This window comes from Synechococcus sp. CBW1006 (genome assembly GCF_015840525.1).
Taxonomy (GTDB): domain Bacteria; phylum Cyanobacteriota; class Cyanobacteriia; order PCC-6307; family Cyanobiaceae; genus CBW1002.
Genome location: NZ_CP060396.1, coordinates 3,614,000 through 3,627,470, shown reverse-complemented (window position 1 = coordinate 3,627,470; position 13,471 = coordinate 3,614,000). Strand labels below are relative to the sequence as shown.

Genomic DNA, 13,471 nt, shown 5'->3' with positions numbered 1-13,471 from the left:
TGTCTCGCCTGCCCATCTCACCGGGCAGAAGGGGTGACCTCCAGATGGCAGTCCTTGCCGTCCCGTCTCTCTTGACGACAAGAGGCACGGATCACCGCCAATGACAGATCCTTTCAATGCAGCGCGCTCCACAGGTCGCACACGGTGATCGGAGCCACCAGACCATTGATCACGTGGTGATTGGTGACCACGTCATCAGGAGCGTCAATCCAACCTGATCCCTGGCTGTTTTCTGAGAGGCCTCCGCTGTATCCCTCGATGGTGACGGTAGAGGGAAGGGCAGGACCATGGCGTGATCCGGTGCCAAAGACCTCCACCAGGCGGCACGACAGGCGGAAGCCGGCATCAAGCCCCTGGTCTCGGCTCTCGCCGTCGTTCGCAGCAGACGCTGCAGCCCTGATCGCTCAGCGGATCTACCATGTGAGCACCCCAGATCCGTTGCGGCAGCTATGCAGTTGCTGCACACCTCCGATGACTGATCCTGTTGTGCCTGCAGCTGCAGTGGCCTCCGCAGAACCCCAATCCCGTGAAGTGCGGGTGTTCCTCTCGAGCACCTTCCGGGATTTCATGGACGAAAGGGATCTGCTGGTCAAGCAGGTGTTCCCCTCCTTGAGGAGAAGGGCTCAGGATCGAGGGGTGGAGGTTGTCGACGTTGACCTGCGTTGGGGCATCACTGAGGAGGAGAGCCAACAGGGAAACGTGATTGGCATCTGCCTGGCAGAGATCGAACGCTGCAGGCCGTATTTTGTCGGCATGCTCGGGGAGCGTTACGGTTGGACGCCGCAACAGGGTGACTATCTCCCGGAGCTGCTGGAGCGCGAGCAGCTCCAATGGCTCAAGGGCTACCAGGGCGCCGCCAGCGTCACGGAGCTGGAGATTCTGCACGGAGTTCTGAACGATCAGGAGATGGCTGGGCGGGCCTTCTTCTATTTCCGGGATCCGGCATGGAGCCGGCAGCAAACCGAACCAGGGTTTATCTGTGACACGCTCGAGGAAGAAGCCAGGCTGGCCGATCTCAAGCAGCGCATCCGTGGCAGCCGCTTCCCTGTTGTTGAAAACCTGGCCACACCCCAGGCGATTGCCGATCAGATCGCACAGGATCTCTGGGACCTGATCGATCAGCAGTTTCCAGCGCAGGAGCAGCCTGATGCACTGGAGAAGGAAGCCCGCAAGCATGCCGACTACCGCCGCTCCCGCACCGGAGCCGGGCAATACGTGGGTGGTGAGGCCTACATCCAGCAGCTGGAGCAGTGGCTGGCGGCGGGGCGGCAACAGATCCTGATCACGGGGGAATCAGGAGCAGGCAAAAGCGCGCTGATCGCCAACTGGATGGAGGCCCATCAGCAGGCCCATCCGGAGGATGTGGTGTATGCCCACCACCTGGGCTGCACCAATGACGCCAATGCGCTGCGGCCGCTGCTGGCCCGGTTGATCGATACCGCCTCAGCTCAGCTGCTGGAGGCCGGCCTGATCCCAGAAGCGCTGGCAGTACCGGAGGACTGGTGGGAGCTGGTGGCCAGGGTGGCTGAAACGCTGCAGAGCCTGGGGCACTTGGCAGGGCGAAACGGCTACCGCTGGATCTGGGTGCTGGATGGTCTGGACCGCCTGGATCCCGACGATCAGAACGCCCTGCCGTGGCTGCCCCAGAACCTGCCGGCAGGGGTGCAGGTGGTGGCCAGTGCGCTGGCCTGCCCGGCGCGAACGATCCTCAGCCAGCGGGATTACACCACCTTGACGATCGAGCCGCTGGCTGCGGCGGAGCAGGAGCTGCTGATTCAGCGCTATCTCCAGCGCTACACCAAGGAACTCGATGGTGGCCTGCGCCAGCAGATCCTGCGCCATCCACTGGCGGGATCACCGCTGTTCCTGAAGGTGCTGCTGGAGGAGCTGCGCCAGTGCGGCCGCCACGACACCCTCAAGGAGCAGCTGGACTTTTACCTGAGCTCCCAGACCATTGATGACCTGTATGAGCGGGTGCTGGAGCGCCTGGAGAACGACGGCTGCGGAGAGAATGTTCGCAGGGTAATGACGGCACTCTGGGCCAGCCGGGCAGGGCTCAGCGAACCCGAACTGCTGGCGATCACGGGTCTGGCTCCGTTGCAGTGGGCACCGATCGATCTGGCGTTGGAGAAGGCCTTTGGCCGCAACGGCAACCGGCTGGTGTTTGACCATGACTTTCTGCGGACTGCTGTTGGGGATCGCTATCTGCCCACGGAAGAGCAGAGGAGACAGGCGCACAGTGATCTGGCCGACTGGTATGAGGCGAAGGAGGGATGGGATGAACGGGATGCCGAAGAGCTGCCTTGGCAGTGGCAACAGGCTGACCGGTTGAAAGATCTACGGGAGCACCTTCTCAATCCCGTGCATCTTGCCTATCTGTGTGAATATCGTGGTAGCCGCGAAACGATTAACTATTGGCTGGCGGCTAGGGGCGACGGGGGCGCCGATGATGGCGAGCTGGATGAGCTGATTGCAGAGGACTTGGAGGCAGAGATCGAGAAGCGGCGTGAGGATGCAGAGGATCTGATCTGGTTTTTGGATCGGATCGCAGCGTTGTTGGATGAAGTCGGACTCTATCGCGAGCCACTGCTAAAGCTAAGGACCCTGTCGTTGGTGCTGGAGGAAGCATCAGAAGACAGAAGTGAAGAATCCATGCTTGTCAGCCTGAACTGGCTAGCAGACGCCCAGCGAGATCTTGGCCAATACGATGCTGCATTGCCGCTCTATCAGCGGTGCCTGGAAGCCCAAGAGCGGCTGCTGGGTCCGGAGCACCCCTCCACGCTCACCACGGTCGGCAATCTGGCCGGGCTCTATCAAGACAAGGGCGAGTACGAGCAGGCAGAAGCCTTCTACAGCCGCGCCCTGGAAGCCCGTGAGCGGCTGCTGGGTCCGGAGCACCCCTCCACGCTCACCACGGTCAACAATCTGGCCTTGCTCTATCAAGACAAGGGCGAGTACGAGCAGGCAGAAGCCTTCTACAGCCGCGCCCTGGAAGCCCAAGAGCGGCTGCTGGGTCCGGAGCACCCCTCCACGCTCACCACGGTCGGCAATCTGGCCGGGCTCTATCAAGACAAGGGCGCGTACGAGCAGGCAGAAGCCTTCTACAGCCGCGCCCTGGAAGCCCGTGAGCGGCTGCTGGGTCCGGAGCACCCCTCCACGCTCACCACGGTCGGCAATCTGGCCGGGCTCTATCAAGACAAGGGCGAGTACGAGCAGGCAGAAGCCTTCTACTATCGTGACTTGGAGGCTAGTGAGCGGCTGCTGGGTCCGGAGCACCCCTCCACGCTCACCACGGTCGGCAATCTGGCCTTGCTCTATCAAGACAAGGGCGACTACGAGCAGGCAGAAGCCTTCTACAGCCGCGCCCTGGAAGCCCAAGAGCGGCTGCTGGGTCCGGAGCACCCCTCCACGCTCACCACGGTCAACAATCTGGCCGGGCTCTATCAAGACAAGGGCGAGTACGAGCAGGCAGAAGCCTTCTACAGCCGCGCCCTGGAAGCCCGTGAGCGGCTGGTGGGTCCGGAGCACCCCTCCACGCTCACCACGGTCGGCAATCTGGCCGTGCTCTATCAAGCCAAGGGCGACTACGAGCAGGCAGAAGCCTTCTACAGCCGCGCCCTGGAAGCCCAAGAGCGGCTGGTGGGTCCGGAGCACCCCTCCACGCTCACCACGGTCGGCAATCTGGGCCTGCTCTATAAAGCCAAGGGCGACTACGAGCAGGCAGAAGCCTTCTACAGCCGCGCCCTGGAAGGCCAAGAGCGGCTGGTGGGTCCGGAGCACCCCGACACGCTCATCACGGTCGGCAATCTGGGCCTGCTCTATAAAGCCAAGGGCGACTACGAGCAGGCAGAAGCCTTCTACAGCCGCGCCCTGGAAGCCCGTGAGCGGCTGGTGGGTCCGGAGCACCCCGACACGCTCAGCACGGTCAACAGTCTGGCCTTGCTCTATCAAGACAAGGGCGACTACGAGCAGGCGGAAGCCTTGTTCATCCGCGCCCTGGAAGCCCGTGAGCGGCTGGTGGGTCCGGAGCATCCCTCCACGCTTACCACCGTTTACAACCTGGCTGAAGTGCTGTCGCAGCTGGAGCGCCGTGCAGAAGCCATCCCCTTGCGCCGGCGTGAACTGGCCTGGTGCCGTGAGCAGAATGGAGACAACGATCCAGGCACTCTCACCTCGATCAACGATCTGGCGATCGACCTCCGCGAAACTGGCGAGCTGGAAGAGGCAGAAACCCTCTTCCGCGAACTGGTTGCTGGTAGCCAGGAGGTACTTGAAGCTGGCGACTTCCGGATTGGCCGTGCTCTTGGCGGCCTGGCCAAAACTCTGGAAGCCGCCGGCAAGTTGGAGGAAGCTCTGGCTTATCGCCAGCAGGCCCTTGATCACCGGCTGGCCTATGAAGGCCCTGATGACTGGTGGACGAACCGTGGACGCCTCGATCTGGCCCGGGTCCTGCAGAAGTTGGGACGCCAGGCCGATGCCCTTGCACTGCTGCAGGAGTTGCAGGTGAGCATGGATCGCATTGACGAGCCTGATGATGATGACCAAGCTCTGCGGGCAGAAGCCGATGCTCTGCTGAGCGCCCGCCAGTGATAACCACTTCGTCTGAGCTGCAACCCACTGATGTGCTGCTGGCCCATGGCCTGCTGCAGGATCCCGGGCCGGTTCCCCTGGTCATTGCGGTGGCCGGCCACCGAGATCCGCGGCCCGAGGTGCTGCCCCTGCTGCAACGTCAATTCCGCCAGCAGCTTGAGCAGCTCCTGCGGGAGCTGTCCCATACTCCGCTGCTGATGCTCAACGGCCTGGCGGAAGGCATCGACAGCATCGCCGCCCGTGTGTTCCTTGAGGTGGTAGCCGCAGATCAAGAGCGGCGTGGTGCTGCAGCGCCCCATCACCAACTGGTGGCGGTACTGCCAAAGCCTCCGGACGCCTATCGCCTCGATTTCACCGATCCCGCCGCCCTTGAGGAGCTCAACCAGCTACTCACCTGCTCCGATGGCGTGCTGGATCCCGACAACTGCGCCGATCTGGCGTTGCCTCCTACAGCCGATGGTCGGCCCAGGTCGGCTGATGATCCGGCCTGCTACGGGCAGCAGGGCGTGTTTCTCGTGCGGCACTGCTATGTGCTCTTTGGCTTCTACGACGGCGTGGAAACCCGGCTGGTGGGCGGCACCTCCCAGACCGTCGCCATGCAGAAAGGTGACATCCACCCTCTGTTCCTCAGCGTGGATGAAGTGTTGGCCACCAAGGAACCAGGTGTGCTGGTGCTGCAGCACACACCGCGCATCAAGTCCGGTGGCTCAATCGAGGGGGCAGGTCGTGTGACCTTCTGGCCGGAAGCAACGGGTTCCGGCCATCACGACAGCGTGATTCCTCAATCCCTGCTGGCCATGCCCCATCGCCTGGAAGAGATCAATCGTGCACTTCTGCAGCCTGGTTTTGAACCCACCTTCTACGTCAACGAAGGACGCTTCACCCGCCTGTGGAGCTGGGCTGATCGCGCCGCTCGGTTGAACAAGGGCCGCTATGAGAGCTGGTGCGCTGTGCTGGTGATTGCAGGGCTGGTGCTGGTGCTGGCAGCCCAGCTCGCACCCGTGGCCCAGGGTGTCTGGTGGGCGCTGCTGCTGCTGGCCTTTGTGCTTTTCCCTCGGCTTCAGCAGGGGCCCAAGCACGAGTTCATCGCCAAGCGCTGCCTGGCAGAGTGCCTCACGGTTCAACATCTCTGGTTGGCCCTTGGCATCCCCGATGACGCAGCCGATCTGTTCCATACCCGCAGCAATAGCGAACTGAACTGGATCCGCACCGTGCTGCGGGCCGTTCGGGTGCAACTGCTCGCCTGTCACACCCACGAGCCCCTCAGCTACGGCCATGCCCTGACAAAGGCCAGGCTGTGGATCGATGGACAGGTGGATTTTCTGCAGAAACGCATCGGCGACTTTGAAGTGCTGGCTCGCCGCTGGCAGCTGGCGGCGATGATCCTGGCCGTGGCTGCCGTGGTGGTGGCTGCAGCCCAGAGCATGCCCGGCATGTCGGATGTTCTGGCGGCCTGGGTGGTGGTGCTGCTGGGTGGTTTTGCTTCCGCCCGCGCCTACAGCTCGCTGATGGCCTACGCCGACACTGCCGATCGCTATGGCCGCAGTCTGCAGCAGTTTCAACGCGGCCAACAAGCGCTGGCCTCGATTGATCCGTCGTTACCCGCCGGCGATGCATCAAAACGGGATCGGGAACGGATTGCGGTGGAAGCCGTGGGCCGAGAAAAACTGGATGAACTGAATGACTGGGTGACCAGTCAGCTCCAGAGGGAATATGCCCCCGGCCCCTGACTGACTGGTCAGACAATTTTAAACTTCCACCTCATCCTCGTCTACTTCAATGAAACGCTCACCGCCAAGCCTTGTTTTAAGGCGGTCGTCATAGAGATCGGCGATGTCTATCATCTCCGAGATAATATAGGAGACGAGTTCGGGGCTGGGATTCTCGGCAAAGTACTGGTAGTAATAGCGCACATCCTTGTGTTGCATATTATAATAAATCTGCCCTAGTGAGAGGTCGTTGTTAATCTCATTCAGCAGTGCATAGAGCGCTGGACTTTCTTCTATGTCACGAAGGATAGCGCCCCTGAAGATGAGGGCAGGTGGATCCTGACCAATGCCCACGAAGAGGCCCGAACTGTCTCCAGTGCAAAGAATGTCGCCATCCTCATCAACTTTTACGGAATCGGGATCAATAGAGCACAGCAGCCCGACCGCCTTCTTGGCAATTGCCAATAGCGTGTCTCTGTCGGGCCCTTGGAAGGAGAGGGTGTCATCAGCCATTAGGGGGAGCCTCGCTAGCGCCTCTATACTTTACAGCCTTTAGAGCTCTTTTCCTCTGCACAATTAGCTAGACCACCGGCGCCGCTGGTTGCGGGCTCTGTGGATCACGCAACCGATCCTGCGACGGCGGAGCAGCCGGTGGTTGGCGCGGGCGAGATAGGCTGCATCCGCCACGATCTTGCGCGGTCTGCTCCTCGGTCTGCCGCGCTGACCGCTGTGCACCTGCAGTCTGCCGAACGTCTATCATTGATGGCATTTACTGGATCTGCAGTAAAATGGATAGCGGAAGTCTTGTCGAGAAAATTCAGATCGTAGGTAGATTGCCAAATAAACATTCAGATTCGTATGGCAAGTTGCTATTTCATGGTTCCATAATGTAATGTCACATCTTCGCCGCAACATTTAACAATCAGCGAGTCAGAAGTTTGTAAGCCGCTTAGCTCGCAAAGCTGGGAAGTTGCAGGAATCCCATCAGAACTTGGGCGGCCATTCATGCTTACAGGAATGATTTCTAGCTGGATTTCGATCGATTAGACCTTATTGTGAAGACGGCTTATTCTGCTTCTTCGATGTTAACCCTAATGGGCAGTTTGCGTGGTTGAATTCAGGCAATGTAGCTGGTCTTCTCGACTGGATCGCTGAATGTCTTGCTGTTTAAGCCTAGCATTAGATGTATACTCGTGGCTTTTCTGTTCAAAGGTGACGGATAAGATTGCCAAGCAGAAATGCTTAATTGCATGTCAATGATGTCGACCTCACAAAACCTGCGATGAACAACAAACCCACGGAAGCTCAGCTCCTGAACGCAGCAAAGCAGGCCGTTGGCTCGCCGCCAGCTCAGGCTCTGTTGCCACCAGTAAGTCGGCATCCTCTGGAATGGCGGCGACCTTGCCACCTTCTCGGCAGAACGCCTCGATCAACGAGGGATCAGACGCGCGATCCGTCAGCCAAATTCTGATGTAGCGATAACGGCGTGCCGGGTCAGGCTCGGACCAGTTGCCCGGCAAATCAAGCTCACTGAAGACGACCGTGCCGCAAGCGTCCACTTGGAGGTTGATGTCATCGGAGCGTTCCACGCAGTAGCCCAACAGGCGCAAGGCACGCTCCGGGGTGGTGGCGAGGCTCAGGAGAAGGTGTTTCATCGATTTGCTCAGATCAAGCGACAGATTTCGCCGTAGGGGATGTCTTCGCTGGGTAGCCCGCCCGGCACGATCACCCAGAGCACCGGCAGCTGGGGCGCCTCATTGGGAAAATCTCCATAGCCATCGGTGAGATAGACGCACACCGCCTCCTGATCGCCGCTCCAGGCTTCAAGGGCCGCCTTGAAGAACGGACAGAAGTCGGTACCGCCGCCACCCTCTGGCTCAGGAAGGTCGCGCTGCGCATCGATCCTGTAGGGGCCGTAGCAGGAGGCATCGGCATACCAGAGCTGGCAATCCAGCATCGGGTAGGCCGAAAGGATGCCACTCAATTCCCCGAGAAACAGCGACATCTGTTCGTCGTCAATGGAGCCACTGGTGTCGATACAACAGAACACCTGCACGCCCTCGCCCTCCAAATGGTCGAGGTAGAGGCCTCGATGCAGAAAGCGGCGATCGAAACCGCTGAAATCGGTGGGGGTGCGCACCAGATAACGCCACAGCAGCGACCGCCAATCAATCTGGGGATCGGCAATTTCGCCGAGGTGGCGCTGCATCCCTGCCGGCAGGCTGCCCTGGCCCTGGCTGCTGGCCAGCACCTTCGCCTGCTGGATCGCCTGCTTCCAGTGGGCCTCCAGGGCGCTGCGGTCGTGGAGGTTGTGCAGCTCGCCTGCCGGATCGTGGCTGTTGCCCGGGCCATTCGCCTTCGCTTCAGCATTGCCGCCAGCTTCTCCTCTTACTCCTTCGTCGTCTCTATCGCCTACTCCTGATTTCATTGAGCCTGGCTTGATCAGATCAGCCAGGGGCAGGGTGGGATGCTTTTTTTGGGGCTGTTTCTGGAGCAATTCATAGATCTCCTCGACGCTGAGGTGCTCAAGCTCCTTGTTGCGGATAGCGCTCTGGGGTAAAGCGACACTCTCCTCAGCCGCCACCATGCCATTCACTACGATGTCGGCAGCGATGTTGAACAGCTCGGGGTCTCGTACACCTCGACGACTGGGATGGAGCAGGGCGGCATGCAGCAGTTCATGGAGAAACACCGCATCGCGCTCTGCCGGCTTGAGATCGCCGTAGCCCTCGGGATGAAAGAACAACAACTTCCCGTCGGTGGCGGCGACGGAAACCTCCTCGGTGAAACGAACATCAACAAACAGCGCCAGCGCAGCGAAGAACGGTGAATGACGCCGCAGCCGGATGCGGGTGGCGCTGATCAGATCACTCAGTTGTTCGGCGGTGCGGCTCATGGCGTCGGGGCAGCGCAGGAGCTCATTGGTGGATCAGCTGGCTGTAGTGCTCGAGGTACTTCTGAATCGCTGCATCCTTCATCACCACTTTGGCGAGGTTGGCCAGCTGCTTCCGCCGCTGGAACTGGTTGACAACATCGGCGGCATAGAGCTGAACCCATTCTTCACTGGCCTTGGCGATCAACCACTGAAACACTGCGAGCACCTGCGCTGGCTTCTTCGAACGCACCGTGAGTCCTGTTGTTGTAGCCCAACGACTGGATGCTTCGTTCGGGAAGGCGATCTTGTCGCCCTTTCCGGCAGCGATCGCATCGAGATCGGGGAGGTCGTCGTAGACAGCGAGATAGGCGCGGAATTCCGAGGCCGCACCTTCCCCAACTGCCGCATCCACCGGAAGGTTGGCGCAATGCAACCGACTGGCCATCTCCCATGTCCGCGGCGAAGGCCAGGCCGGTGTCTTGGCGTCAAGCTTGTGGAGCAAGGTGGGGCGGAAGCCCAGGAAGGCGATCACCTGCTCGGAGAAGCCTCGCTCAAGAGCATGGCTCTTGAAGCTGTCGAAGTCGGCCGCTACTGTGAGATGCAGAAAGCGGTTGGCCAGAGGGGCAGGCATTTCAAAGACAGATGCCCGATCTTCCTTCCTGTTTCCTGCGGCCCAGAGAAACCATCCATCTGGCACCACATAGCTGCCGACGCGGCGATCAAGAATCAATTGCTGTGCGACACCCTGCATCGCAGGAGGTGCCATGTTCAACTCATCAAGGAACAGGATGCCTTTACCCTGACGCGGTAGAAATTCAGGGGGATACCAGGTTGAGGTACCGGTAGCATCATCCTTGGCCGGTGGAACGGGTACAGGAAGGCCGCGCAGATCGGTCGGGGCCAGCTGGCTGAGCCGTAGATCGATGAAGTTCATCCCGGCTTCCTGCGCCACCTGAGCGACGATGCTCGACTTCCCGATCCCAGGAGGACCCCAGATCATTGTGCTGATCGGTAGATCCGATGTCACCAGCTGGTTGAGGTAGCTGATCAGTTGGGAGGGCTTGAGGGAGGTCATTAAAAAATGGCTAGAGAACGGTTGCGAAAAATAATTTCACTAGCTAAAGTGAACCCCTTTTGCTTCCAGCAGCGCAGCATAAAACGCTTGATGGTTCAAGCGCTCTTTACCATCAGCCGTGAAGACCACATAGCCGCAGCTACGAACCAGATCCGATTTGCGTGCATCTCCCAGCTCTTGGACCTTTGCAAGTAACTCAGAGCCGCGCAGAGGAACTTTTGTTGCGCCTTCAAGGCTGCTTGAAGAAAATTCCAGATTCGCCAGTCTTATTTCATTTCTGCGGAGCATTATTTTAAAAAAATCCCCAGGCTTGCAACATAGAAGATGCAGCACATAAGGGGGGATCACGATATTGTTAGCACTATCAACTGTTACAAGATTTTCAGGGTGATCATTTCCGAGTGGCACCAAACGGATTGCGCCTTCTTCAACCAGCATGGAGAACTGGTCTCCAGGGAGGAGATCTAAGAGTGACGTGTAGTCCCTGTCGAGAACCAACCTAAACTTATTATTAACTTGCACTGAGTAGCTCAGTCTGCGAGGGAGCTTCTCGTCCAAAACCTGTGGTAATACACTCCTGAGATCTGACTCTAGAAGCCTTGTGACGTTATTGAGATTTCTCAGCACTCTTTCAGTTAGAAGCTCGAAGTCCTCGTCATTACTGGATCCGAAAGCATCAAACCAGTGCGTTTTGGCGAGGTAGTATTCAAATTCATTCTCTGGCTCAATGGGCTCTGTCCTGAAGGGTATAATCATTTTCTTAGCCCTATCGGCAAGCGTCAATTCATTGACTACTTGCCGAGAGTTCATGGAATCTACGGTCCAGATTAGAACCATGATCTGTGAATTCTTGATTGCCCTGGGAATGGCGGCAGCCCAGCTTTCGCCGTGGATAATATCGTCTGGAGCTTTCCAGCACCGAATACCCTTGGACTGCAGATATTGCTTCATTGCATCGGCGATCAACTTATTGCAAGTGGAGTAGCTGATAAAGACGTCAAACGCCATCGTTGATGAGCCTGAGATGTGGCTGTCTTGTGTCATGGCTGCTTGACTTTCCGAGCTTTTACAGTGGGCTTCTTGTTCGTTGCTTTTGTGGCTGAAGGTTTACTTTCAGTCTCTGATGAGATGGGCTGTAGTGTCCCGTCCACCTCCTCCCATCCCTTCTTGATGTTCTCGGCAACCATTGCATCTGCAATCGCATTCGCCTCCTCCTCCGTTCGAGCGGTCCGCAAAGTGCGCTCCAGAGGTGTTTTGCGATCAGCGCTGTAATCGGTGAAGTGAACCAGCCAAGCGGGCCAGCCAGGCCAGGCTTCCTCCTTGCCGCTCCTCCAGACCAGCAGCTTGCGAACGGCGATACCGCCTTTGCCTGCTTTGGTCCACACCTGTCGGCGCACGGGGTGGCTAAGTGGTAATTGACGTGGCTCCACTGCAGCCTGCGCCCCGAGCTCCGGCAAGTGCTCTTGCAGTTGGCTCAGCCGTACGTCGAGGCCATCTGCCGTCTTGTCGGTGCGGCGGCGTACGACGACCGGGTGAATCATGCTGGCTGAATGGGCATCCACGATTGGCTGCCACCCCTCTTCTCTTCCATGACGGAGCACCCAGCGAAGCACGGGCTCGCCGTCGCTGCCGTCTGTCTGTAGATCGGTGCAATTGAGCTCTAGCACCAGCTCCGGTTCTACGAAGCGATAGAGGCTCCCATCGCTACTGGAGTGTCGGAAGCCGCTGGTGCATTCCAGCGGCGCAAGGGCGGCGAGTAATTCGCGGCGCATGTCCTCCCCGGGAAAGTTACCGCAAGCACCTAGTAGTTGGATGTTGTCGTCGTCACGGCGAAGACCCAGCAGCACGGAGCGCACCTGGTCCGGCTCGCTCGCCCTGGTGGTGAAACCAACGACCACGGCGTCGAGACTGAAGGATGGCTTGATCTTGTAGATCTCACCGACTGAGCTGCGGACCACAAGTCCCTCAGCCTTGCCGCTCTCCACCCAGTTCTGCACGTGGGAGCGCAGCTCTCCAGGCTCCTGGAGTTCCTCGGTTGCCACCACCGAGATCGGATGCGCCGCATCCGAATCCACCAATCGCTGCAGGATCTCCAGCCGCTGGTGGTAGTCCGCCGGAGGGGCTGATCCATCCAGCTCGACCACATCAAAAGCGGCCAAGGCCAGCGACTGCTCCTTCCCGTCCGCCAGTGCAGCCGCAACGTCACCCACCCGCTCACGGGCCTCTCCCTTGGCGGGTACATGCAGTTCGCCGGCAATGACCAGTGGCTGCGGACAGCGCTGCGCAATGGACGTCAATGCATCGAGAAGTGGTCCCTTTTCAATCAATCGCCCGCCACGGGCAAACAGGCATGCCTTCCCCTGGTGCAGCTCCGCCAACCAGAGCTCACCATCAATCTTCCGGCTGACGAAGCAGGGCGCATGGGGAATCAGCTGTAGATCACCGGGCCTGATCGCGCGATAGCACCCAGCCACTGAAGCTTTGTAGCGCCGGGCCAGGGATTCAAGTCGGGAATCAGTCATGAGCGGGCCGGGGGCTGTTTGAGCTCGAGGTTGGACAGCCGTAGCAGCAAGCAATAGCCGTTGTCACTGACACGGCCTTCCAAGAAGGCACGCCAGGGCAGACCATTGAGCTGCAACACCAGAGGATCACGAGACTTCTCTCCTGCGCCAAGAAGCACCATCTCATCGGCCTCATCGAGTTCTGCGGCAATGCCGTGCAGGAATTCGTAGGTGAGGCCGTCGGTGTGCCAGAGCTGAAGCGTGCGGGTGAAGGCAAAACGGCGCACCGCATCCAGTCGCTTGATCCGGTTCTTTGTGAAGCGCACAGGAACGTCTTCGCTCACATTGGGAAGCCGGTCCTCCGGGGATCGTCGTTCTTTTTCCTGGCCGAACGGGTCCAGGAGAATTTCAACTACATCTGGAGCCAAGCGCAGCACCTCACGGTTGCTGTCGAGATAGACTGTCCTCGTGCGATCAACTGGACGGCCAATCAGCTCAAGGTCGACGTCAGGATCAGCATCAATCAAAGCTTGAGCGAGCTCTGGTCCATGGGTCAGGTGCAGGGCCTCGTGGGTGTTCGCTTCCCCAGAGGCCAGGTATCGGCGCATGGACACAGGCCGACCGTTGACAACCTTTTGCGGCGGTGGCTGCTCCTTGACGGAGACGAACCGAACGAAGGCGTCGCGGGCATTGGCGTCAGCCAGGTGAAGAGTACGCATCG

Annotated in this window: 8 protein-coding genes and 2 pseudogenes; 2 read left to right on the top strand and 8 right to left on the bottom strand. The window is 59.3% G+C overall.

Annotation, left to right across the window (positions count from 1 at the left end):
- Positions 1-471: 471 nt before the first annotated feature.
- A complete protein-coding gene (locus H8F26_RS17890; RefSeq protein WP_197156235.1) occupies positions 472-4,590 on the top strand; it encodes a tetratricopeptide repeat protein in 4,119 nt (1,372 codons plus the stop codon).
- Positions 4,587-6,320: a hypothetical protein gene (locus tag H8F26_RS17885; RefSeq protein WP_197156233.1), complete on the top strand. Its 1,734-nt coding sequence runs from the start codon at positions 4,587-4,589 to the stop codon at positions 6,318-6,320. Before H8F26_RS17890 ends, H8F26_RS17885 begins: the two co-directional genes overlap by 4 nt.
- 18 nt (positions 6,321-6,338) lie before the next feature.
- Here H8F26_RS17885 and H8F26_RS17880 read toward each other — a convergent pair whose 3' ends face one another.
- The 8 genes and pseudogenes from H8F26_RS17880 to H8F26_RS17850 form a co-directional block, all read right to left on the bottom strand.
- On the bottom strand, positions 6,339-6,812 hold the full coding sequence (locus H8F26_RS17880) for a YbjN domain-containing protein (RefSeq protein ID WP_197156231.1): 474 nt from the start codon (positions 6,810-6,812) through the stop codon (positions 6,339-6,341).
- 755 nt (positions 6,813-7,567) lie between these two features.
- Positions 7,568-7,954, bottom strand: coding sequence for a hypothetical protein (locus H8F26_RS17875; protein ID WP_197156229.1), 387 nt, complete (start codon positions 7,952-7,954; stop codon positions 7,568-7,570).
- 8 nt (positions 7,955-7,962) lie between these two features.
- Positions 7,963-9,195: a VWA-like domain-containing protein gene (locus H8F26_RS17870; protein WP_197156227.1), complete on the bottom strand. Its 1,233-nt coding sequence runs from the start codon at positions 9,193-9,195 to the stop codon at positions 7,963-7,965.
- A 22-nt stretch (positions 9,196-9,217) separates the two neighbouring features.
- On the bottom strand, positions 9,218-10,249 hold the full coding sequence (locus H8F26_RS17865) for an ATP-binding protein (protein ID WP_197156225.1): 1,032 nt from the start codon (positions 10,247-10,249) through the stop codon (positions 9,218-9,220).
- A gap of 51 nt (positions 10,250-10,300) precedes the next feature.
- A pseudogene (locus tag H8F26_RS19740) lies at positions 10,301-10,459 on the bottom strand (AbrB family transcriptional regulator); the annotation flags it as partial.
- A gap of 486 nt (positions 10,460-10,945) precedes the next feature.
- Positions 10,946-11,200 (bottom strand): annotated as a pseudogene (locus tag H8F26_RS19735) (toll/interleukin-1 receptor domain-containing protein); the annotation flags it as partial.
- An 89-nt stretch (positions 11,201-11,289) separates the two neighbouring features.
- A complete protein-coding gene (locus H8F26_RS17855; protein WP_197156222.1) occupies positions 11,290-12,771 on the bottom strand; it encodes an ATP-dependent DNA ligase in 1,482 nt (493 codons plus the stop codon).
- Complete coding sequence (locus H8F26_RS17850; RefSeq protein WP_197156220.1) at positions 12,768-13,469, bottom strand: hypothetical protein; 702 nt, start codon at positions 13,467-13,469, stop codon at positions 12,768-12,770. Before H8F26_RS17850 ends, H8F26_RS17855 begins: the two co-directional genes overlap by 4 nt.
- Positions 13,470-13,471 lie beyond the last annotated feature (2 nt).